The sequence below is a fragment of the Rhodococcus sp. BH5 genome (assembly GCF_027583855.1).
Taxonomy (GTDB): Bacteria; Actinomycetota; Actinomycetes; order Mycobacteriales; family Mycobacteriaceae; genus Rhodococcus_F; species Rhodococcus_F qingshengii.
This window is the reverse complement of the sequence record NZ_JAJHVW010000001.1, coordinates 153,755-180,347: the sequence shown is the minus strand read 5'-3', so window position 1 is coordinate 180,347 and position 26,593 is coordinate 153,755. Positions and strand designations below refer to the sequence as shown.

Below are 26,593 nucleotides of genomic sequence, written 5' to 3'. Positions count from 1 at the left end.
CCATGTCGAACCTGGTTCAGACACCCCACTGAGCGATAACTTCTCGCAATCGTACAGCTATGGTTGCCGCCGGACCCGGTTCGATCATCTGGTTGTGTTCGCAATCGACTTCGGTGACTCGGATGTCCCCTTCTACAAACCTTCGCCATTCGGCGACATCGTGTCCGTTCTCCGTAGATCTTCCGGCTACGAAGAACTCGACGGCTCCAACGTGGACAGGCGGTTGGTGCCGATTCGTCAATTCGACGGAGTGGGAGTAACCGCGACTGATCCGCGCCAGATGCTCCGCTTCGATTCCGATTCCGGCACCCAGGGTTTGCTCCAGCAATTCCGCCGCTTCTTCGAAGGTCTCGACCGTCTTGGATCCCGCCGGCATCGCGAGCCCGGCCAGTAGTTCGGAGACCGAGAGTTCTGCGGGCTGATCGGAATCCGACGACGGATAGCTGTCGAGTATCGACAGAGTCACGTCACGTCCGCTCCGAGTGAGGCTGTGTGCCACGGCGTGTGCGATCACGCCGCCGAGCGACCAGCCGGCCAGATGGATCGGGCCGGTCGATGCCACGGCTGCAATGCGATTCGCGTAGTCGTCGGCGAGTTCGGTCAGCGAGTCGAAGCTGGGCCCGCCGCTCAGGGACGGTAGCTGAAGACCGTAGACGGGTTGGTCCAGCTCGAGATGCTTGACGAATTCTGCGTAACCCCAGGACAATCCGATACCCGGATGGACGAAGAACAGTGGTGCACGATCGGATCCGGCGCGCAGCGTGATCATCGGGGCGAGAAGATCCGACGAATCGTCCGGCGAGTGTGCGTCCATTCCGTCGGCAGCCCGGGCGACTCCGGCAGGTGTCGGGTCCAGGAAAAGCGATTGCAACGGCACTCGCATCCCGAGACGCTTCTCGAGTTCGATGGTGATGCGAGTGGCCACGATCGACGTTCCGCCCAGTTCGAAGAAGTCGTCGTCGACGCCGATGTGCTCGTGCCCGAGCACGGTCTCGAAGATGTCGACGACCGTTCGTTCGGTGTTGTTTGTCGGCGGTGCGTACGGGACCGTGCGTCGCTCGAAGCTCGGGGTCGGCAGTGCCTTGCGGTCCAGCTTGCCGACCGGTGTCACCGGAATGCGGTCGACGACGACGATCGCGCCGGGAACCATGTGCGCGGGCAGGCGAGAAGACAGATGGCGGCGAAGCTCCCAGTCGTCGACGGTCTGTCCTTCCACGGGCTGGATGTAGGAGGCGATCATCGTCTCCCCCGACGGCGCTTCGTGCCCGAGTGTGGCGGCGAAGTAGACGGATGGGTGTGCCATCAGGACAGAGTCGATTTCGCCGAGCTCGATGCGGAATCCGCGGACTTTGATCTGGAAGTCGCTGCGGCCCAGGTATTCGAGGGTGCTGTCGGAGCGCCAGCGCACCAGGTCGCCCGTGCGGTACATCCGTTGGCCTGGTTCGCCGAACGGATCGGCGACAAATCGGTCGGCGGTGAGGTCGGGACGATTGTGGTATCCGCGGGCGAGTCCGGGGCCGGTCACGTACAGCTCCCCGATGACTCCCACCGGCACGGGCTTGAGGTGCCCGTCGAGGACCAGTCCGGCGAAGCCGATGGCCGGTCGTCCGATGTTGATGTCCTTGCCCGGCCGCATGGGTTCACTGACGCTGGCCTGGATGGTGGATTCGGTAGGTCCGTATCCGTTGAACATGCGACGGTCGCGGCCCCAGATGTCCACGAGTTCGGGTGGGCAGGCTTCGCCACCGACTGCGAGTACGCGGAGTTCGGGTAGCGCGGAGCTTTCGATCGAGCTGAGCGCGGTCGGAGTGATGAACGCGTGTGAGACGTGTTCGTCGGCAAAGATTTCGGCCAACTCGGATCCGCCGAAGACCGTCGGTGGGATAACGACCAAGCACGCTCCGCTGCCGAACGCCATCATGAGTTCGAAGACCGAGGCGTCGAAGCTCGGTGATGCCAGGTGAGAGATCCGCGAATAGGGCTGGACGTTGAATCTCTGATGTTCCTCGGCATTGAGGTTTGACAACCCGAGGTGGGTGACGATGACGCCCTTCGGCTTCCCGGTTGAACCCGAGGTGTAGATCAGGTACGCGGGATGCCCGTGATGCAAGGGGATCGTGCGGTCGCGATCGGTGATCGCGGCTGCGCTCTGGGCGTCGATCTCGTCGACGGTCTCGGCTTCATCGAGGACCATCCACTCGACCGTGTCGGGAAGTTGACTGCGGTGAGCGTCGTCGGTGATGCCGAGTACGGCCCGCGAATCGTCGAGCATGTGGTTGATGCGATCGTCGGGATAGTTCGGGTCGACCGGCAAGAACGCTGCACCGGTTTTCGTGACCGCCCAGATCGCGACGATCTCCGCAGTGGACCGCGGTAGACCCAGCGCCACAAAATCTTCGGGACCGACGCCGCGCCGACACAGCGCGCGCGCCAGCTTCGTCGATTCCTCGTCGAGCTCGCGGTAGGTCATCGACCTCTCGCGACTCGAGAGGGCTGGGGCATCCGGGTTCGAGGCGACTGCTTCGGCGAGGATCTCCGGCCACACCCGCGCTCGAGTCGCGGCGGCACCGGATGCCGGCACCAGGGCAGCTGTTTCGTCGGCGCCGAGGATGCCGATGTCGGCGATACGTGTTGCGGGTTCGCGTCCGACAGCGTCCAGGATCAGGCGCAGTCGGTCGGCAAACCGCCGAATGGTGGCGGGTTCGAAGAGATCGGTTGCGAAGTCGAAGGCCGCGGACATCCCAGCCGGGATGCCGAACTCGTCGAACTTCTCGTCGACGATCAGCTCCAGGTCCTCCTTCGCGAATTTGGTTTCCACGGTCAGTCCGTCGATGTCGAGGCCGGGTAGGTGGAAATGTGCGGGTTCGTTGTTCTGAAGTTCGAGGGCGACCTGGAACAACGGTGAGTACGACGTGGATCTGGTTGGGTTGATGACGTCGACGAGCCGTTCGAATGGCAGGTCCGAGTTCTGGAATGCGGCCAGGTCGATTTCCCGGACGTGCTCCAACAGGTCGGCAAACGTGATGTCGGGATCGACGCTGGTTCGCAGGACCAGTGTGTTGACGAACATTCCGACGAGATGGTCGAGCGCTGCCTGACCTCGGCCGGCGATCGGTGTGCCGATGGTGACTTCGTCGGCGCCCGACAACTTGGACATCAGCACTGCGAGTGCGCCGTGCAGCGCCATGAACATCGTGACACCGTTTGCCCTGGTGAGGTCCGCGAGGGCGCGGTGGGTGTTCGCGTCGATGTCGAAGGTGAATCGGTCACCGTGGAAGGTCTGTTGCACGGGTCGCGGGTGGTCGGCGGGCAGTGCGATGACGTCGTCGAGTCCGGCGAGTTGCTCACTCCAGTAGTGCAATTGGCGACTGATGACGGATTCCGGGTCGTCTTCCGATCCGAGGACGCGATGCTGCCACAACGTGAAGTCTGCGTACTGCACCTCGAGCGGCGCCCACGTGGGCTCGGTCCCTGCCGTACGCGCCAGGTAGGCCGTCATCACGTCGCGTGCGAGCGGCGCCATCGACGAACCGTCGGCGCAGATGTGATGGACCACGACAAACAGAATGTGAACGGGTTCAGCGGTGTCGAGTCGGAACAGTGCCACGCGCAGCGGCAGGTCCACCGACACGTCGAAGCCGGTCGTGGCGAGTCGTTGCATGCGCTCCGCGAGCTCGTCCTCCCCCAACGTCATTTCACGGACCGGCGGTACTGCCTCGTCGACGGTGAGCACTTGCTGAATCGGATCGCCGCCGACGGCGGGGAACACCGTCCGCAGTGTTTCGTGCCGCTCGACGACGTCGGCGATGGCCTGTTGCATGGCCGTGACGTCGAGGTCACCGGTGAGGCGAACAGCTAGTGGGATGTTGTACGCGGCTGAGCGTGTGTCGAATTGGTTCAGGAACCACATGCGCTTCTGCGCCAACGAGAGCGGGACGCTGCCACTGCGCTCCATGGGAGTGAGCGGCACAGTGCCGACGGCAGTGACAGCGCTGGAGAGCCGTTCGGCGAGCTGAGCCGTCGTCGGTGCCTCGAACAGCACGCGCACCCCGACGTCGATGTTCAGTGCGGAGTTGAGCCGCGAGACCACGCGAGTGGCGATCAGCGAGTTGCCGCCGAGCTCGAAGAAATTGTCGTCGACGCCGACCCGTTCGACGCCGAGTACGTCGATGAACGCATCGGCGATCCGACGTTCGAGGCTGGTGCCGGGCGCCCGGAATTCCACACCGGTTCCGGTGAACTCCGGCGTCGGCAACGCTTTTCGATCGAGCTTGCCGACCGCGGTGCGCGGTAGCTCGTCGACGATCATGATGCTGGCCGGAACCATGTGCGAGGGAACACGTCCGGCGAGGTGCGCGGTGATCTCTGCCCCGGTCAGCGTCGATCCTTCCTCGACGGTGAGGTAGGACGCTAAAACTGTGGCGCCGGCCGGTCCGTCGACGCCGAGTGTCACGCAATTCGTGACACTCGCCATTGCGGTGATCTGGGCGTCGACCTCGCCGAGCTCGATGCGGAATCCGCGAATCTTGACCTGGAAGTCGCTACGCCCGACGTATTCGATGGTGTGATCGCTTCGCCAGGAGACGATGTCGCCCGTGCGGTACATCCGGTCGCCTGGCTTGCCGAAGGGGTCGGCGACAAATCGCTCGCTGGTCAGGCCGGGACGCCGGTGGTATCCGCGAGCCAGGCCGATGCCGGCGATGTACAGCTCACCGGGAGCTCCGACGGGTACAGGTTGCAGGCGCGAATCGAGGATCATCTCGTGCACGCCGCGGATCGGTCCACCGATCGTGATGGGTGCGCCCACTGTCATGGGTTCGCTGATGTCTGCCATGACGGTTGTCTCGGTCGGGCCGTAGGCGTTGACGAATTCTCGTCCGGGAGCCCAGAGGCCGACGAGATGCGGCGGTAGTGTCTCTCCCCCGACGACGACGTGCCGGAACTCGTCCAGGCCGGCCGGGTCGACGGTGGCGAGTGCTGCCGTGGTGACGAACGCGTGAGTGACGTGTTCGCGGCGGATGAGACTTGCCAGTTCGGCGCCGCCGTAGATGTCGGTCGGGACGATCACCATGGTTGCTCCGACACCGAATGCCTGCAGGTACTCGAAGACGGCTCCGTCGAAGCTGGGGGTGGCGAAGTGCAGGGTTCGAGAGTGGTGATCTGCGTGGAATCGACGCTGCTGGTCGAGTGCGAAGCTGTCGAGTCCGGTGTGGGTGACGACAACTCCCTTGGGTCGGCCGGTGGATCCCGAGGTGTAGACCACGTAGGCGGCGTTGTCCATGACCACCGGTGCACGCCGTTCGTCCTGGGTGATCGGCAGCGTGCAACTGGTGGCGACGTCGTCGTCGAATGCCTCTTCTCCGAGCACCAACCAGGACACGATGGGTGGAAGTGTGTCGATGGCGTCGACGACGGTCAACCCGAACAACACCTCGGAGTCGCTGAGCATGTGTTCGATTCGGTCAGCCGGATAGGTGGGGTCGACGGGGACGAACGCTGCGCCGGTCTTGGCCACCGCCCACACCGCGAGTACGGATTCGACGGACCTTTCGATGCCGATGGCAACCGACGTCTCGGGCCCGGCGCCGCGGCGAATCATGGCTCTGGCCAACTGGTTCGAGCGCCGGTCCAGTTCGGCGTAGGTCATGGAACGGCTGCCGGCCGAGAGCGCGATGCGGTCGGGATAGGTGGCAGAGACGTCGGCGAGAATCTCTGGGAGCGTTCGCGCGGAGCGCCCCGGGGAGCCGAAGACCGGCGCAAGATCACGGCTCTCGAACTCCGTGAGAACCTGCAGACGGGCCAGCGGCTGATCCGGTGCCGAGGCGAGTTGCCCGAGGACGATGCCCACGTGCTCGGTGATCTTGGCGACTTCGCGGGCGGAGAAGTGCGTCGGCAAGTACTCCATCTTCAGATTCAGCGTGTCACTTTCGGACGCCACCACGGCAATCGGATAGTGCGCCGAGTCGCGTCCGTCGATGCCGAGAACGTGCATTCCCGCGATGTCGGTTTCGGCGGTCAGGGCTGTCTCGTCGACGGGATACGACTCGAATACCGTCAGGGTGTCGAAGGAACCGGTGGCGCCGACTGCTCCGGCGATGTCCGACAGTCCGATGTGGTGGTGGTCGAGCAATGACGCTTGCTCGGATTGGACGCGAATGGCCAGTTCGGCGAGGGTTTCTCGGGCGTCGAGGCGGACTCGGACAGGCACCGTGTTGATGAACAGGCCGACTATCGATTCCACGCCGGGCACCTGTGGTGGGCGTCCTGAGACCGTTCCGCCGAAGACGACGTCGTCGCGTCCGAGAAGTTCGGCGAGCACGATTCCCCATGCCACCTGTACCAGGGTCGCCATGGTCAGGCCGCGGCTTCGCGCGAACGCTCGAAGAGTCTCGGTTCGTTCTGTCGGCAGCGAGTACGAGTGGATTTCACTTGCCACGGTTTCGGCGGCGGTGTCTGCCCTCGAGAGGTGGGTGGACGTGTCGACGCCCCGTAGCGCTTCTTGCCACGCCCGTAGCGAAGTCTCGGGTTCTTGCTTCGAGATCCAGGAGAGATAGTCGCGATACGACTGAACGCGGGGCAGAATCTCGGGGTCACCGTCGGTTGCGTAGAGAGTGAGCAGGTCTCGAAGCAACAGCGGGGTGGACCAGCCGTCGAGCAGGATGTGGTGGTTCGTCACGACGAGGCGTGCTGTGTCCGGTCCGATTCGCACGAGCATGAAGCGGATCAACGGGGCTGTTTCCATGTAGAAACGATGAGCGCGATCGCGTTCGAGCAGCTGACCGAACGCGACTTCACTGTCTTCGGCCCCGGACAGGTCGATCTCGGCCCAGCCGATGTCGACACCGGAACGGATCACCTGCAGTGCCCGCCCTCCCGGTGCGGAGACAAATCCCGCGCGCAGGCTCGGATGACGATCAACCAAGGCCTGCGCGGCGCGGCGCAGGCGCGGCGCCTCCACCCGACCCCCGAGCTCGAGGGTCAGTTGCACCATGTACGGGTCGATTTCGGTTTCGTCGAACTGGGCGTGGAAGAGCATGCCCGATTGCAGAGGTGACAGTGACCAGATGTCGGTCAGGTCGGGGAATCTGCGCTCGAGCTGTTCGATGCTCTGTTGATCCGCGGTGACGAGATCGAGATCGGTGGGCGTGAGCTCGCGCTCGGAGTGTTCCTCCACGTATTCACTCAGTGCGCCCAGTGCTCGGGCCCAGAGCTCCGCCAGTTCGGTGACTTCGGCCTCGCTGAGAATGCCGCGGGGGAAGGACCACGTAGCGCGCAGAATCGGACCGTGTGCGGTATCGGTCGTGACGGCGTTGATGTCGAGCACCGACGCGGCGGCCAATTCGCCGCTGTGCGCTTCGTCGAGGGTCACTTCCGAGATCGGCAGCCACGGCACTTCGCCGTGCTCGGGATCCGAGCCGGCAAATCGTCCGAGGTAGTTGAACGAGATCTGCGGCGTGGGCAGCTCACGAAGTTCCTCGTTTCGATCGAGGTACTTCAGGATGCCGAACCCGATTCCGTTGTCGGGCAGGCCGAGCAGCGTTTCCTTGACGAGTTTCACGGCGGAGGCGGCGGTTGATCCCCCGGCCAGTGCATCGACGACATCGAGTCCGGTGAGATCGATCCGGACGGGGAACAAGGTGGTGAACCAACCGACCGTGCGCGAGAGGTCGGCGCCCGGTACGGCGTTCTCCTCCCGGCCGTGCCCTTCGAGGTTGACGAGCACGTCCCCGCTGCGCTGTCCGCGCGATCGACGCCAGGCGGTGACGGCAATCGCGAGAGCAGCGAGCAGTCCGTCGTTCACCGAGCCTCCGAAATGCTGAGGCACCGTCGAGATGACGTTCTCGGTCACGGAGGTCGGAACGTCGACGCTGACTCGGTCGACGGTGGCTCCGACATCGACGGCTGGGTCGAGCCCGCGTGCCCCGAGCAATGGCTCGTCGGTCCGCATTCTCGACCACAGGTCGATCTCGTCGCGTCGCAGCGCAGCGGTCTCGGCGAGCGCTGTCGCCCAGCGACGTATCGACGTTCCGCCCGGCGGAAGTATGGGTGTTTCTCCGTCGAACGCCGAGGCATAAGCAGTGACCAGGCCCGGGACGAGCATGCGCCAGGACACACCGTCGACCGCGAGGTGATGAAGGACCAGGAGCAACCGTCCGGCTTCGGCCCGGTTGCCGTTCGAGCTGACGGGATCCAACCAGACTGCGCTGATCATCTTCCCGTGCTCGGGATCGAGGCGGCTGGATGCGTCCTGCATCGCGGTTTCCGCAGCGGCGACGAATTCTTCGCCGCTGGTGGACACGATGGGGGTTCGGCGCAGGATGTCGGGGGCGGTGATGCTCCCTGGCTCGCGGATCTCGAGTTGGTGAGTCGCGGCGTCCAGGCGCGCCCGCAGCACGTCGTGACGATCGAGGATCGTTTGCAATGCTCGTTCCAGCGCGGGGCCGGAGACATCCGCGGGCAGTGCGATCAGCGCGCTCTGGCTGTAACTGCGGATCGTGCTCAGGTCACCGCGACTGCGTTCGACGAGCCACTCCATGATCGGCGTGAGCGGTAGCGGGCCGGCTCCCCCGCCGGGTAGCTCCGTGAGAACCGGTGCCGTTTCCGATGATTCGATGAGGAGCACTTTGGTGAGGCCGGCCACGGTCTTCGCTTCGAAGACGTCCCGCGGAGTGAAGACGAGGCCTGCGGACTTCGCCCGTGAGACGAGTTGGATCGACATGATCGAATCGCCGCCGAGACCGAAGAAGGAATCGTCCACTCCGATACTGCCCCGACCCAGCACCTCCGCGAAGAGGTCCGCGAGGACCGCTTCGGTAGCGGTGGCCGGCGCCCGCGTCGCCTCGGTTGGTCCCGTGACGGTGAAGTCCGGAGCCGGGAGGTTGCGTCGGTCGAGCTTTCCGTTGACCGTCAGTGGAAGCGATTCGAGGACGACGATCGCGGTGGGCACCATGTACTCCGCGAGTTCGGCGGCGACGAAGTCGGTCACCGTCGCTGAATCGACGGTACTGCCTGTTTCGGCGACCACGTACCCGACGATCCGCGGTGACGCTCCCTCTGTCCGAACAAGTGCTACCGAGGCAGCGACGCCGGGGCAGCGGAGCATTGCGGCTTCGATCTCTCCGAGTTCGATGCGGAAACCACGCACCTTCACCTGGAAATCACTGCGGCCCACGTACTCCAACTGCCCCGCGTCGTTCCACCTCGCCAGGTCCCCGCTCCGATACATTCGATCCCCCGAACTACCGAATGGATCGGGAAGGAACCGCACCGAAGTCAATGCGGGTTTCCCGAGGTATCCCCGAGTCACCTGATCACCGGCGACGTACATTTCGCCGACGACACCTGGTGGTACCAAGTTCAGTCGCCGATCGAGTACGTAGACGGACAATCCCGGTACTGCTCGCCCGATGATGCTCGCCGACGCGTGCTCGCTGTCGTTGCGGTCGAGTGCGATTCGACTGACGTGCACTGTCGTCTCGGTGATCCCGTACATGTTGACCAACGTCGGAGCCGTGTCGGCCCGCCTGTCGTACCACTTGCGTAACTGCCCGAGGTCGAGCGCTTCGCCACCGAAGACGACGTAGCGCAGTGCAAGGTCGGGATCCGTGCCGTTCGGTGAGTACGCACGGTCGGCTTCGGCGAGTTGGTAGAAGGCGGTGGGTGTTTGGTTCAGCACCGTCACTCGCTCCCTGCGGAGCAGTTCGTGGAACATGTCCGGTGATCTGGTCGTGTAGTAGTCGACGACGACCAGCCGGCCCCCGTGTAGCAGCGGCCCCCACAGCTCCCAGACGGAGAAGTCGAATGCGTACGAGTGGAACATGGTCCACACGTCCGTGTCGTCGAACCCGAACGTCGGGGCGGTGTTGTCCATCAGAGTCAGGACGTTGCGGTGGCTGACCTGGACACCTTTGGGGCGCCCTGTGGATCCGGAGGTGTAGATGATGTACGCGATCGCGTCGGGCAGAAGTGGTGTCGTCCGGTCCGCGTCGGTGATGCGATGGGGCGCGGAGTGATCGAGGCGTACCGCGATCTCCGGCGATCCGAGTTCGACGACGTCTATGCCGGATTCGATGATCTCCGAAGGTAGGTCGCTTCGGAAGTCTCCGGTCGTGACCAGGCATACCGGCCGCGCGTCGTCGAAGAGGAACCGCATGCGCTCGGCCGGGTAGGTGATGTCGACCGGCAGGTATGCCGCTCCGGTTTTGATGACGGCGACGAGGGCGAGCACGAGATCGGTGGTTCTGGGCATTGCAACGGCAACCACGGATTCCGGACCGATACCGCGGCCGATCAGGAGTCGGGCCAGGCGGTTAGCGCGCCCGTCCAGTTCGGCGTACGTCATGGCGCCGTCGCTGTCGTTGACCGCGGTCGACGACGGATGTGCTGCAACAGCCTCGAAGAATCGGTCCGCGATGTTGTCCGCTGGAGCCGGTTCGGCGTGAGTGTTCCACTCGGTCAGCATCTGTCGACGCTCGTCGGCGCCCACGACGTCGATGTCACCGGTAGGAGTCGACGGCTCTCGGGAGACCGCCTCGAGGATGGTGAGCAGTCTGCGTGAGAACGAATCGATCAAGTCACCGTCGAACAGGTCTGTGGCGTAGATGAATTCGGCGTCGATTCCATCCGTTCCGCCATCCGCGTCGTAACGCTCGGTGACCGAGAGTTGCAGATCGAACTTGGCGACGGGTAGGTCGAACTCGACTCCCGAGACCGACAGCCCCGGCAATTCGAGTTGTGGGAGTGCATTGTTGCGGAACTCGATGAGGATCTGGAACAACGGAGTGTGCGAAGTCGAGCGTTCCGGGTCGAGTGCGTCGACCAACCTTTCGAAGGGCAAATCGGTGTGCTGGAACGCGCCGAGGTCGCCTTCGCGAACCTGGGCGAGGACGTCCTCGAACGACGCGTCGGGCGTGATCTGTGTTCGCAGCACGAGAGTGTTGACGAACATACCGACCAGGTGATCGAGTTCGGCCTCGCCGCGGCCGGCGACGGGTGTTCCGATGGCGATGTCCTCGGTACCGGCCAGGCGCGCCGCAAGTACCGCCAGTGCTGCGTGCATGAGCATGAACATGGTGGTGCCGTGCTCACGTGCCAGGTCGGTCAGCGCCCGATGGGTCTGCGGCGATACCGCGAACCGGTGGACCGAGCCGACCATGGACGGCTTTGCCGGACGTGGGAACGACGTCGGCAACGCGATCGGCTCGCCCAGTCCCGCGAGTCGGTCCTTCCAGTAATCGAGCTGACGGGTCAGAGCCGAGTCCGGATCTTCCTCGGAGCCGAGCACTTCGTGCTGCCACACAGCGAAGTCGCCGTACTGCACGGCCAGTTCCGACCAGTTCGGCGCACTGCCGGCACTGCGGGCCGCATAGGCCGCTGCCACGTCCGCTGCCAGGGGGTTCATCGAGAACCCGTCGGCGACGATGTGGTGGACGACGATCACGAGTACGTGCCTGCGCTCGTCCCCGTCGACGCGCAGGACCGCGCAGCGAATCGGAACTTCGGCCGAGGCGTCGAAGCCTGCCGAGGCCAGCTCGAGGATTCGATCGGACACTCTGGCAGCAGTGACGATTTCCGGTTCCAGGATCGGCATGACCTCGTCGCTGGACATCACCTGCTGAACCGGCTGTCCGTCGATCGAGGGGAACTTCGTCCGCAAGCTCTCGTGGCGCCCCAGTACGTCCGCTACCGCGGCCTGCAATGCGGCGAAGTCCAGATCGCCGTCGAGGCGCACTGCCAGGGGAACGTTGTAGGCGGGAGACGTCACGTCGAACTGGTTGAGGAACCACATCCGCTTCTGTGCCAGTGACACGGGCAGTGGGTCCGGGCGGGATCGCCGAGTCAACGGTGGTCTGGGGTTCTCTCCGCGGCCGACGCTCTCCGCCAGACGCGAGAGCTGCCGAACTGTCGGAGACTCGAACAGTCCTCGAACGCCGATGTCGGTGCCGAGAAGTGCGTTGACGCGGGCGATGACGCGGGTCGCGGTCAGTGAGTTTCCGCCGACGTCGAAGAAGTGAGTGTCGATACCGATCGGAGACACTCCGAGCACGTCCTCGAAAACGCCCACCACCAGCCGTTCCAACTCGGTGGCCGGTGCAGTGAGTGTCTCGGCATCGGTGTCGAAACGAGGCGCCGGAAGAGCAGCCCGATCGACCTTGCCGACGCCGGTCAGCGGTAGTTCGTCGAGCACGACGACGCTTGCGGGCACCATGTGTGCCGGCAGTAGATCCCGTGCCGCCGCCCGGATGTCCTCGGCGCTCACCCGGCGTTCGTCGTCGCAGACGACATATGCCGCCAAGGCCTGCTCGTCGGAGGGTCCGCGCACCGCCAACGTGACCGCGTACTCCACGCCGGGCAGCTGACCCAACGCCGTGTCGACCTCGCCGAGTTCGATACGGAAGCCGCGGATCTTGACCTGGAAGTCGCTGCGTCCGAGGTACTCGATGGTGCGGTCGCTGCGCCAGCGCACCACGTCGCCCGTGCGGTACATCCGCTCCCCCGGCTCGCCGTACGGGTTGGCGACAAATCGTTCGCTTGTCAGTGGTGAGCGCCCGTGATAGCCGCGCGCGAGTCCGACTCCGGCGACATACAGTTCGCCGGGAACTCCGACGGACACCGGTTGAAGTCTGCGATCGAGGACGACCTCGCTGAATCCGCGGTTCGGCGGTCCGAGATAGACCTTCTCGCCGGCCGGGATGGGGTCGCTGAGGTTGCAGGAGATGGTGGTTTCGGTGGGTCCGTAGACGTTGACGAACGATCTTCCCGGCGCCCAGGTGCGCACCAGGTCCGCCGAGGGCGCCTCGCCGCCCACCGTGATGGTGGTCAGTTCGTCGATTCCCTCGGGATCCACCGACGTCAGCGCTGCAGGCGTGATGAACGCGTGGGTGACATGTCCCTCGCGGAGAACGTCGGCCAGTTCGGTTCCTCCGTAGACGGTGGTGGGAGCTACGACCAGTTCGCCGCCGACGGCGAAGGCGAGCAGGTACTCGAGAACGGAGGCGTCGAAGCTCGGAGAGGCGAAATGCAGTGCGCGTGAATTCTCGGTGAGACCGTAGCGATGACGCTGTTCGTCGGCGAAGTTCTCGAGACCGGTGTGCGTGACGACGACGCCCTTGGGTCGGCCGGTCGAGCCCGAGGTGTAGATGAGGTAGGCAGTGTTCTCCAACCGCGGGGTTCCTCGACGCTCGTCCTCGCGTAGCGGCGCCGCGGATACTCCGGAGAGCCGAGCGATGCTCGTCGGGTCGTCGAGTTCGAGCCACTTCGTCACACCGCCGTCGCCGGGTCTGTGGGCAGCCGTGGTCAATCCGAGCGAGGATGCCGAGTCCTCGAGCATGAACGAGATCCGGTCACTCGGGTAGCGAGGATCGATCGGCACGAAGGCGGCGCCGGTCTTGGTGATCGCCCAGACCGCTGCGACGGATTCGAAGGAGCGTTCCACACAGATCGCCACCCGTGAGTCCGGGCCGGCGCCTTCCGAGATGAGCACGCGCGCCCACTGGTTCGACGCCTCGTCCAGCTCTCGATAGGTCATCTTTCTGTCACCACAGGACAGTGCGACCCGTTCGGGGAATCTGCTCGCAGTGTCCGAAAAGATGCGATCGAGTGTCCTGACCGAGCGGCCCTGCCGGCCGCGCGCGGGAACCAATTGCTGCACTTGCGAATCCGGCATCAAACGCAGTTTCGCCAGCGGGAGATCCGGTTGCGCGGTGATCAGCTCGAGGGTGCGGAGCAGCCGGTCGGCGATCGCGTCGATGTCGTGATCGCCCAGGACTCCCGGGAAATACTCGAATTTGAGCCGCAGTCGCCCGTCTGCCGCAGAGGCAACGATCGCGAGTGGATAGTGCGCGGCATCCTCGGCGTCGTGGACGTCGAGAACGTGCATTCCGGCTATGTCGGTGCCGGAGGAGAGTCCACCGCGGTCGACGGGATACGACTCGAACACAGTCAGCGTGTCGAACGATGCAGCGGACCCCACAGCCGAAGTGATGTGCGAAAGCCCGACATGATGGTGATCGGACAACCGCGCCTGTTCCGCTTGGACGCGAACGCACAGCGCCGCCAGGGACTCTCTTGGATCGAGGCGAACTCGGACGGGGACGGTGTTGATGAACAAACCCACCATCGACTCGACGCCGGACACCTGGGGTGGTCGGCCGGAGACGGTTCCACCGAAGACGACGTCGTCGCGGCCGAGGAGTTCGGCGAGCACGATTCCCCAGGCCACCTGGATCAAGGAGGCTGTCGTCAGGCCACGGGAGCGGACGAATCCACGCAGAAGTTCCGTCTCACGTTCTCCGAGCGCTGTGGTCGTCGAGCGTGAGGTAGCGCCGTCCTCGTCGACGGCGTGAGTTCCGGTGAGCAGCGTCGGGTCGTCGAGTCCGCGGAGTGCTTCGCCCCAGGCCTCGATCGACACGCTGTCGTCGCGAGTGCTGATCCAGCTCAGATAGTCCCGGTAGGGGTGTACGCGTGGGATGGCACTGTGATCACTGTCTGTCGCGTAGAGCGTCAGTAGGTCGCGGACCAGCAGCGGCATCGACCATCCGTCGAGGAGGATGTGGTGGTTGGTCAGGATCAACCGATACGCGTCGTCACCGGTTCGCAGAAGCAGGAACCGCAGCAGGGGCGGAGTGGCCATGTCGAAGCCGCGGACCCGATCCGCATGGAGAAGCTCGCGTATCTCGGTCGCTTGTTCGGTGGGGGCCAACGGAGAGATGTCGATCTCGGTCCACGGCACGTCAACGTCTGCGTTGATCACCTGCACCGATCGTCCACCGGTGTCGGTCGTGAACGCCGCGCGTAGGTTCTCGTGTCTGTCGAGCAGTGCCTGTGCGGCACGGTGCAACCGGGACGCGTCGACGCCGTCGAGTTCGAGTGCGAGTTGGACGGTGTACGCGTCGACTGTGTGTTCGGCGTAGCGGGCGTGGAAGAGCAGTCCGGATTGCAGCGGTGAGAGGGACCAGACGTCGGTCAGTGTCGGGAACTCGCGCTCGAGGTGGTCGATGGAATCCTGGTCGAGGTCGATCAGGTCGATGTCGGACGGGGTGAGTCCCCCGCGTTCGCTGTGTTCGGCATAGGTGGCCAGCGCGCGCAACGCCTGCACCCAGAGGTCGGCGATGGCGCGAGCATCGCGCTCTGCCAGCACGCCGGTGGGATAGGCGATAGTGGCACCGATGTGCGGTGCGCCCGAGATCTCGGTGGTGACGACGTTGACGTCCAGGACCGAACCCACTGGCATCTCGGACCGCGCTGCCGCTTCCAGATCGACGTCCCGGGCCAGTGCCCAGTCCCCCAGTGACTCTCCTGCTTCGGTGCCGGAGAAACGGCCCAGATAGTTGAACGAGATCTGCGGTTGGCGGAGGTCTTCGAGTTCCGCTCGACCCACCTCGTCGAGGTAACGCAGAACTCCGTAGCCGATGCCGCTGTCCGGAACACCCAAGAGTTCTTCCTTGACACGCTTGAGCACCACCGCTGCCTCTGGGGCGCTGCTCATCACTTCCGCGATGTCGATGCCGGCGAGGTCGATCCGCATCGGGAAGACGCTGGTGAACCAGCCGACCGTGTGCAGGACGTCCGCACCGGGCACCACGTGAGCTTCGCGTCCGTGGCCCTCCATCGAGATGAGTACGTTGTCGGTTCGTATGCCCTGTGCCTGCCTCCACTGCGTCAGTGCCAGTGCGAGAGCAGCAACGAGACCGTCGTTGACTGATCCACCGAAAAGCGCCGGAAGCGTGGTCAGGACTGTGTCGGACAGTTCGACGGGTACGTCGGCGACAACTCGGCCGACCGAATCGAACGTGTCGAGCCGCGGGTCCAGCGGCCGGGTTCCGATCAGCGGGTCGGCACCTTCGAGTATCGAACGCCACCGGGGCAATTCGACTCTTCGATCGGGCGCGATGTCGCGGAGCGCATGCGACCAACGACGAACCGACGTGCCCGAGTACGACGGCTCCGGTTCCTCGCCTGCATCGATGCGGTGGAAAGCCGACGCAAGTTCCGGCACGAGGACGCGCCAGGAGACACCGTCGACGGCGAGGTGGTGGATCACCAGGAGCAGCCGGCCGGTGTTGCGCACGCCGGACAACCAGACGACCCGCACCATCACGCCCCGGCCGGGGTCGAGTTCTCGACGCGCACCGCCCAGTGCGTCGACGATCGCCCCGTCGAACACCGCGGTGCCCGGCTCGGCCTCTACCTCGATCACCCGGCAAATATTCTCGGCTGCAACAGATCCCGGCTCGCCGACAACAAGCCTGCGCTCGCCGTCGAGCTCGAGGCGTGCGCGAAGGATGTCGTGACGATCGAGAACAACTTGAAGAGCCGCGGTCAACTGCTCCACACTGTGAAGCCCGTGCGGCGCGTTGAGAAGAGTCGCTTGGGAGAACGAATCGAGACCTCGGAGATCGGAGCCGAGCCGGTCGAGCCACCACTGAGCCACCGGCATCAACGGCACGTGGCCCACGCCGTCTCCGGGAAGTTCCTCGAGCACCTCGGGTTCGTCGTCCTTGGTCGATGCCAGCAAAACCGCAAGACCGGCGACCGATTTCACCTCGAAGACGTCACGCGGGGTGAAGACGAGCCCGGCATCGCGGGCACGGGCGACGAGCTGAATCGACATGATCGAATCGCCGCCCATCGAGAAGAACGAGTCGTCGACGCCCACCGATTCGACACCGAGGACATCGACGAACAAGGCGGCCAGCGTGCGTTCGGTATCGGATTCGGCGGCCCGCGAGCGTGCCTGGGTTGCTCGCAAGTCGGGAACCGGCAGGGCTCGGCGGTCGAGCTTTCCGTTGGCAGTCATCGGCAGTTCGTCGAGAACGACCACGACCGCAGGAACCATGTACGGGGCCAGAGCCGAGCCCGCGAACGCGATGACGGCCTCGGGATCCACAGTCTGAGCGTCGTTGGCAGGCACGACGTATCCGACGATCCGTGCGGCGCCTCCGTCACGTTCGAGCGTGGTCACCACGGAATGTGCAACGCCGGGATAGCGAGCCAGAACTGCCTCGATCTCGCCGAGTTCGATGCGGAATCCGCGAATCTTGACCTGGAAATCGCCTCGACCCTGGTACTCGAGTTCTCCGTTCTTGTTCCACCTGGCGAGGTCGCCGGTTCGGTACATCCGTGTGCCCGCACTGCCCGCGGGATTGGGCACGAATCGTTCGGCGGTCGTGCCGGCGCGGTTTCGGTAACCGCGGGCGAGTCCGTCGCCGCTGACGTACAGCTCTCCCGTCACTCCGACCGGGACGCGGTGCAGGCGATTGTCGAGGACCCACGCGGTGATGCCTGTCGACGGGCGACCGATCGTCACTCGATCGGTCGGGGACATCGGCTCGGTGAGGCTGGCGACGACCGTCGATTCGGTTGGTCCGTAGGCATTGATCATGATCCGGTGATCGCTGACCCAGGCGGCGACGAGGTCGGGTGGGCAGACGTCGCCGCCGGTTCCGATGCACACCAGCTCGTTCAGTCCGCTCGGATCGACCGTGGCCAGTGCGGCTGGTGTGATGAAGGCGTGCGTGACGTGCTGGTCGGCGATCAGGCTCGTCAGTTCGGTTCCGCCGATGATGCTCGGTGGGGCGATGACCATCGTGGCGCCGGCACCAACAGCCATCAGGAGTTCGAGAATCGAGGCGTCGAAGCTCGGTGAGCTGAAATGCAGCGTGCGCGAGGTCGACTCGACGCGGAAGCGACTGCGTTCCTGCTCGGCAAGTGCCGAAAGCCCACGGTGAGTGACCATGACGCCTTTGGGGACGCCGGTGGAACCGGAGGTGTAGATGACATAGGCCGGGTTGTCCAGGGACACCGCAGCCAGCAGCTCCGAGGCATCTATCCGCTGATCACCGATCTGTTCGAGGGTTGCGAGTGTCTTTGCCTGATCGAGCAGAACGGCGTCTGCCTCGTCGGGGACGACACCCACATGCTCGGCGGTGGTGAGAACGACGCCCGCTCCCGAGTCGTTGATCATGTGGTGCACGCGGTCGACGGGATACGCCGGGTCGACGGGTACGAATGCAGCGCCGGACCGGGCAACCGCCCAGATCGCGACCACGGATTCCAGTGAGCGTGGTAATGCCAGGGCGACAACGGATTCCGGACCGACCCCGCGGCTGATCAACAGTCGTGCAAGCCGGTTGGCGCGGCGGTCCAGATCGGAGTAGGTCAGATGGCGGTCGCCGAAAATCAGTGCAGTCCTCTGCGGTTCGTCGACGTACTTCCGCTCGAGCAACGTCGAGAAGTGAACCTGCTCGGGAAGTTCCGGTGTGACGGCGCGAATCGTGTCGAGATCACTCACGAGATCGATGTCGCCGACCGGCGTGTGCGGTGATTCGGTGACAGCACCGAGAATCCGAACCAGGTATCGAGCGAAACCTTCGACGGTCGACTCGTCGAACAGGGCGCTGGCGTAGGTGAACCCGGCCTCGATTCCGGCCGGCCGGCCGTCGTCGTCGAAGGTCTCGGCAAGCGTGAGTTGCAGATCGAAATTCGAGACGGCGGATTCGAGTTCGAGGACCTCGACGTCCAAATCCGTCAGACTAACTGCTGGCCGAGTGGTGTTCTTGAACTCCAGCATCACCTGGAACAACGGTGAATGCGATGTCGACCGCTCCGGAGCCAGCGCATCGACGACGCGCTCGAAGGGGACGTCTGCGTGAGCGAAGGCGTCGAGGTCGGTGCTGCGAACTCTGGCCAACAGATCGGTGAACGAGGCGGCGGGGTCGACGTCGGCGCGCAGGACCAACGTGCCGACGAACATACCGACCATCGGATCCAGCAGGGCATTTCCGCGCCCGGCGATCGGTGAGCCGATCGTGATGTCTTCCATGCCGGACAATCTCGCCACGAGCACTGCGTATGCGGCGTGTACCGCCATGAACATACTGCTTCGGTGTTCGATCGCGGTTTCGCTCAGACGGCGGTGGATGCCGGCATCGATGTCGAATCGAACGACGCCGCCCGAGAGATCCTGCACACGCGGACGCGGTCGATCTGCGGGGAGCGCAAGAAGTTCGGGAACACTCGCCAGTTGACGTGTCCAGTACTCGAGCTGACCGGCAAGAGTGCTGTCCGCTTCGTCGATCCGACCGAGAGCCCTTTCCTGCCAGATGGCGAAGTCCGCGTACTGGACCGGAAGAGGAGACCAGTCGGGCGCCTCACCTCGATCCCTTGCCGAGTACGCGCTCATCACGTCGAACGCCAACGGTGCCATCGAGAATCCGTCGGCGCAGATGTGATGGACGACCACGGTCAGGACGTGATCTTCTTCGTCGACCTCGATCAGTTCCGCCCTGATCGGTGGAGCCTGCGTGACGTCGAAGCCCCTCGAGGTGAGACGTTCGATCTCCCCGAGTACCGCTTCGGCGTTTGCGGCGACAACCGGCAGCGCGCCCAACGCTTCACCGGGTTCGACGATCACCTGCGCCGGCACTCCCTCGATCATGGGAAACAGCGTGCGCAGCGATTCGTGGCGAGTAAGCACGTCGGTGATCGCGCCCTCCAACACGGCAACGTCCAACCGGCCTCTCAGCCTGATCGCTATGGCGACGTTGTACGCCGCGGACGTGACGTCGAATTGATTGACGAACCACATGCGCTTTTGTGCCAGCGACAGCGGGATCGTCTGTGGCCGCGGCAATGCCTCGAGCGGAAGGACTGCCGGTCCCCCTCGTGCCGTGGCGCACTCGACCGCCAACTGCGCAACGGTCGGCGCGTCGAACAACTCTCTGATCGACAAGTTCAACGACAGCGAATCGTTCACGCGCGCCACAGCGCGTGCAGCGACGAGGCTGTTTCCGCCGATCTCGAAGAAGTTGTCGTGAACACCGACTGCCCCGGATTCCAGAAGCTCCTCGAAGATCGCCGCCAACTGCGCTTCGAGCGGTGTTCGCGGCGCCAGATACGTCTGCGAGCTGTCGAAGCTGGGCGCGGGCAGAGCCTTCCGATCAAGCTTGCCGGTCGAACCGAGAGGGAACACGTCGAGGGCGATGACCACAGCGGGAACCATGTAGGCCGGAAGGAGACCTCTCAACTCGGTGCGTAGGCCGTCCGTGTCGATCGAAGTGCCGGTGTCGGCGATGACGTAGCCGACCAAACTGTCACCGACCACGTCGTCGTGATGGACGAGAGCAGCAGCTTGCGCGACACCGGGCAGCCTGAGCAACGCTGCTTCGACCTCGGCGAGTTCGATGCGCTGCCCGCGGATCTTGACCTGGAAATCGCGTCGACCGACATAGTCGAGCAGCCCGTCGGCGCGCCACCGGACGACATCACCGGTTCGGTACATCCGGGTGCCAGACGGGCCGTACGGGTCGGCCACGAACCTGTCGGCGGTGAGATCGCTGCGCCCGAGGTATCCACGCGCCAGTTGCACTCCCGCCAGATACAGCTCGCCGTGAACGCCGACCGGAACCGGATGCAGCCGCCCGTCGAGGACATAGAGCTGGGTGTTCCACACGGGCGCACCGATGGGAACGGTGACGGTCATGTCGGGGGTGAATTCGGCGGCGCTGACGTCGACGGCAGCCTCCGTGGGTCCGTACAGGTTGAACAGTCCCGCAGAACTCAGACGGGTGAACGCCTCCGCAGTGGTAGGCGCGAGCGCTTCACCGCTGCAGAACACCTGACGCAGGCTCGCACACTGCCCGGCAGTCGCGGCAGCGACGAATTCCGCGAGCATCGACGGAACGAAGTGCGCCGTCGTGACGCCTCTGTCGGCAATCAACGCCGACAGGTACCCGGGATCACGGTGCCCGTCCGGTTCCGCGATCACCAACTGCGCGCCGGTCTGCAGGGGCCAGAACAGTTCCCACACCGAGACGTCGAAGGTCACCGGGGTCTTGTGCAGCACCACGTCCGACGCGTGAAGGGGGTACGTGTCCTGCATCCACAGCAGGCGATTGACGATCGAACGGTGTGATACTGCAACACCTTTCGGTCGACCCGTCGATCCGGACGTGAAGATCACGTAAGCAGCATTGTCCGGGCGGAGGGGTCCGAGCCGATCAGCGTCGGTGATCGGCGCCGTCGTGGACACCTGACGATCGAGATCGACGTCCACGATCGGGACTCGCGCGGGAAGAGCGCCGTGGTCCTGGGGCCGGCTCAGCACGCAGATCGGTTCCGCGATGTCGAAGACGTACGCGATGCGCTCGGCGGGATGATCGGGATCCACCGGGACGTATGCCGCACCGGCACGGATCACGGCGTGGACCGCGACGAGTAGTTCCGGTGACCGTCGAATCGACACCGCGACGCGCATGTCCGGGCCGACCCCGCGGGCGATGAGGGTTCTGGCAAGTTCACCGACCCTCGCGTCGAACTCCGCATAGGTCAGTGTCCGCTCGCCGAAGACCAGCGCGGCCCCCTCGGGTGTCCGGGCTGCCTGCTCCGCCACCAGGTCCGAGAGGGTGGTGATCGGTACGGCGTGTTCGGTGGCATTCCAACGCTCGAGGACCAGTTCCGCCTCGCCCGGAGCTGTGAGATCGACGTCGCCGACGACGGATTCCGGGTAGGCAGCTACCGCGTCGAGGAGCATCGTGAAGCGATCAGCGAGGCCGGACATGGTGTCCGAGTCGAAAAGCTGGCTGGCGTAGTTCAACTGGCCGTCGAGATGGTCGCCGCGGTCGGTGAGAATGACCTGAAGATCGAACTTTGCCGCGCCCGTCGACAGTTCGTCGACCGTGACCTCGAGCTCGGGCAAAGTGACCTCGGTGGGAGCGGCGCCCTGCATCACCAGCATCACCTGGAACAGCGGCGCCTGGTTGTCTGCGAGGGATTCGACGAGTACGTCGTACGGCACTTCGGTGTGCTGCAAGGCCGCCACGTCGACGTCGCGGACGCGGGTGAGAACTTCACCGAAGGTGAGTCCCCCCTCGAGAACCGTCCTCAGCACCACCGTGTTGACGAACATTCCGACGACGTCGTCGAGAGCGCGCTCGCTCCGCCCGGCCACCGGAGTGCCGATCGTGATGTCGTTCGCTCCGGATTCTCGGCTGAGCAGGACGGCCAGCGCGGCGTGGATCACCATGAACACGCTGACATCGCTGCGCGCCGCGATCTCGCCGACCCGGCGGTACGTCGCGGAGTCGATCCGGAAATCGAGATCGTCACCGCGCAGCGAGACACCCGCAGGGCGCGGATGATCCATCGGCAGTTCCGCGAGCTCACCGCGTTCGGTGAGCGTGTGCGACCAGAACCGCAACTGCTCGGCAAGAATCGAATCCGGGTCGGACGCTTCACCGAGCGCTCCGCGTTGCCACTCGCTGAAATCGCCGTACTGCACTTCGAGTGGCAGCCACGCCGGCACGCGTCCGCTCGCCCGCGAGGCGTACGCCACCATCACGTCACGAGCCAGCGGCGCCATCGACAGGCCGTCTGCTGCAATGTGGTGCACGACGAGGACCAAGGTGTGCTCGCGTTCGTTCACCTCGAGCAGAGTCGCGCGGATCGGCACCGATTCGCTGACGTCGAATCCCTCTCGCGCGAGCTCACTCGCCCGCGCCGAGGTCGCTGCGGCAGGTACCGTTTCCACCTCGAGATGATCGAACATCTCGTCCACATCGAGAACGTGCTGGACGGGGCCACGCGCACTCTCGGGGAAAACGGTCCGCAAGATCTCGTGTCGAACGATGACGTCCCGCAGCGCGGTGAACAGTGCATCGACGTCGAGATCGCCGGTCATCGAAACCGCGATCGGAATGTTGTACGCCGGCGAACTCGGATCGAGTTGATTGGTCAGCCACATTCGTTGCTGCGCCAGAGATACCGGTATCCGGTCAGGGCGATCGATACGCGTCAGTGCCGGGGCACGTGTGTTCCGCGAGTCCGCGAGGTCGGCACGTGCTGCCAGAGCGGAGACGGTCGGCGCCTCGAAGAGGTCGAGAACGCTCAGCGTCGTTCCGAGAGCTCCGTTGACTCGCGACACGACGCGGGTCGCGATCAACGAGTCACCGCCGAGGTCGAAGAAACTGTCGTCTGCTCCCGCCCGGGTGATACCGAGCAGATCGCAGAACACCGCCGAAATTCGCTTCTCGGTCGAGGTCTCGGGGGCACGGTATTCAGCCGACCCGCCCACAGAATCGATGTCCGGTAACGCTTTCCTGTCGATCTTTCCTGCCGGAGTCAACGGAATGGAGTCGAGGACGACGATCCGCGCGGGAACCATGTGGGCTGCCAACGAAGATCTCGCGTGGGCGACCAGCTCGGAGTTGTCGATGTGTGTGCCCGCAGCCGCCGTGACGTACGCCGCCAACAGTGTTTCCCCACTCGGGCCCGCAACTCCGGCGGTGACTGCCTGTGCGACGCTCGGGTGGCGGCGCAGCACGTCGTCGATCTCGCCGAGCTCGACGCGGAAACCGCGGATCTTGATCTGGAAGTCGCTCCGGCCGAGGTACTCCAGCTCACCCTCGCCGTTCCACCGCGCGAGGTCACCCGTGCGGTACATGCGCTCTCCCGCAACACCGTTGGGGTCGGCAACAAATCGTTCGGCCGTAATCGTGGCACGCGCGTGGTACCCGCGCGCCAAACCGACACCGCTCACATAGAGCTCGCCGGCGACACCGATCGGCACCGGTTGAAGCCGCGAGTCCAGGAGGACGGTTGCGGCTCCGCGCATCGGCTTCCCGATGGTGACGGGAACATCGCTGCTCAGCGGTCCGGTCAGAGTGGCGACGACGGTGGTTTCGGTCGGTCCGTACGCGTTGAACATCGAGCGTCCGTGTGACCACTGATCCACCAGCGCGGGTGAGCATGCGTCGCCGCCGGTCACGACCACTCGTAGATCCGGTAGGCCGGCGGGATCGACTGTTGCCAGCGCGGCCGGGGTGACGAAAGCGTGGGTGACCCGTCCGATACGCATCACCTGTGCCAGTTCGTCGCCGCCGTACACGGTGGGCGGCGCGATCACCATCGTTGCCGCGCCCCCGAAGGCAAGGAGGAGTTCGAGGACCGAAGCGTCGAAGCTCGGCGAAGAGAAATGCAGGGTGCGGTCTCCAGGTTCGACTCCGAACCTGACTCGTTCTTCGTCGGCGAAGCTGCTCAGCCCGCGGTGACTGACCACGACGCCTTTGGGGACACCGGTGGAGCCGGACGTGTAGATGAGGTATGCCGGATCGTCGTAGCTCAGGCGCGTACGCCGCTCGGCGTCGTCGACCGGTGCATCGGAATGGTGCGAGGTGTCCAGTTCGTCGAGGAGCAGCCAATCCACCGAATCGGCGAGCCCGCCGTGGTGCTCCCCCACACTGATTCCGACTACAGCTCCCGAATCGGTGAGCATGTGCCGAATACGATCCTCGGGGTAGTGCGGATCGATCGGGAGGAAGGCACCGCCGGTCTTGGCCACCGCCCACGTCGCGGTCACCGATTCGAGAGACCTCGACAGCGCAAGGGCGACATAGGTGCCGGGGCCGACTCCCCTGTTGATCAGTTCACGGGCGAGTGTGTTCGACTCGGCGTCGAGATCCCGGTAGCTCACCTCACGATCACCGAAAACGAGCGCTGGGGCATCGGGGTTCACAGCCGAGGCCCGGCGCAGAATATCGGGGAGAGTCAACGGGGAGGACGCGGTCGCCCCCCGCGCCGGTACCAGGGACTCACGCTCGAAGTCGTCGAGGAGATCGAGGTCTCCGACCGGCGTTCGCGGGGCTGCTGCTGCGCCTGCAAGGATCCGCACCAGTCGCGAGAGGAAGGCTCGGACCGTGGATTCGGCGTAGTGCTGCGTGGAGTACGCAACCTCGAGGGCGCCGGTATCTGCGTGGACGTCGATCGCCACGTCGAGGCCGGCAATCGTGGTCTCCTGCGAGCCGTCGTTGAGGTGGACGTGCAACTCGGGCAGTGCGGGGACACCTGCCGCCGATCGAATCGACAACGTATCGCGTTCTCGAGCAAGAGAACTCACGAACTCGTCGAACGGCGCCACCGGATCGACCTCGCAGCGCAGGGGCAGAGTTCCCCACTCGGTCCTCGTTCCGATCAGCACGTCCCGGCGCTCGGTCGATCTCGACAGCAACGTAGCAAATGCGGCATGGACAACGGCAAAGAGGGAGACGCCTTCCGTGCGCGCAAGTTCGGCGACCGCGGGATCGAGTGGGACGCTCAGCCGATTCGTACCGGTGGGCTCCGATTCGGCGTCGATTCGCTCGAGGCCCAGTGTCTCGAGGTCCAGTGTGGAGCCCTCGTCGGAGTCCCCCAGGTATCTCGCCCAGAACCGCTCGAGTTCCCTGCGCTGTGCACTGCGCGCCCCTGCCTCGGCACTTGCCGGATGAATCCGGTTCATCGGCGTACCGGCCGATGCTGCTGTCAGTTCTGCGACCAACTCGGTGAACGCCCGGTGATGCTCGGCCAGTTCGTCGTGTCCGTAGCGATTGGGGTTTCCGCGAAAGTCGATCAACGTCTGCGCCGGATCGCCGCTCTGGTACACGTTGACCAGCAGATCCTCGACCGGACCCGACGTGACGATGTGATACTCACCGGTCAGTGGCCCGAGGGTTATCTCCTGCCGGAAGAGCATCACATTCATCATCGGGCCGGACAGACGCGCGTCGCCGACGGTCAGACCGGCATCACGCCGGATGTCCTCGAGGCTGCATCGCTGATGACGAAGCGCACCGAGAAGTTCGAGTTGCACGCGCCCGACCAGATCGTCGACACTTTCGTCCGGGTTTACGTGGATGTGTAGCGGCGCGACGTTGACCAGCATTCCGCCGGACCGCTGCAGCGGTGCCGTCGTCCTCGCGGAAACCGGCAGGTTGATCAGCACGTCGTCGTAGCCGGTACTGCGGGACAGGTAGCACGCCAGTGCCGAAATCAACACTGCGGCCGGAGTTGCACCGGAACGTGAATTCCACTCGTCCAAGGCAGCAAGGCTGTCCGCCGACATCGCGGCACTGACGAGTTCACTGCGTGCAGTCGGGGGTCCCTCACGGGTGGCCAACGTCGAACCGTGTTCGACGCCCGACACACGCTGGGCCCAGTACTCGCGGTCGGCTTCGAATCGGCTCGATTCGCGGTACTTCTGGTCGAGCTCGGACAGCGTCGTGACGTCGAGCGCCTTGTTCACCGCAGGTTCTCGACCTTCGACGGCTGCGGTGTAGATCGCCGCAATCCGATTGACGATCGTCATACCGCTGTAACCGTCGAGAGCGACGTGATGAATCCTGGTGTACCACAGGTAATCCCGATCACCAGTTTGAAGAATTGTCATCTCGACGAGACGATCGCGAGTCAGATCGAGCGTCGTCGCGTAATCGTTGTCCATCCACTCCGAGGCAGCCTGCCGAGGGTTCTCACGCTCGCGGAAGTCGAAGTAGTCGATGCCCGGGTCGATCGTGAAGTCCACGATCTGGCAGGGCTCCCCATCCGGGTACATCAACCGTAGAAACGGTGATTCGAACTCGTGGGCAGCCTCCACCGCGGCGCGACTGAGCAGTTGCATGTCCAAATCGCCGTGGAACTCGATGTACTGCGCGATGAAGTACGGGACCGTCGGGTGAAGTTGCTGCGCAAACCACATGCTGCGCTGCACCGCAGACAGGGGGAACGCTCCTGCCGGCAGGCTTCGCGATCCGGTGAGCGGGTCGATCCTCTTGTCGGTATCCAT

1 protein-coding gene is annotated in these 26,593 nt (G+C 64.5%); it reads right to left on the bottom strand.

What is annotated here, in order from left to right; genetic code table 11:
- Positions 1–16 precede the first annotated feature (16 nt).
- Positions 17–26,593 carry a non-ribosomal peptide synthase/polyketide synthase gene (locus RhoBH5_RS00735; RefSeq protein ID WP_270007849.1) on the bottom strand — a complete coding sequence of 8,859 codons (26,577 nt, stop codon included), beginning with the start codon at positions 26,591–26,593 and terminating at the stop codon, positions 17–19.

Bases quoted from the DNA above. Each gene is read 5' to 3' on its own strand.
- RhoBH5_RS00735 (WP_270007849.1), bottom strand. From the start codon at position 26,593: ATGGATACCGACAAGAGGATCGACCCGCTCACCGGATCGCGAAGCCTG.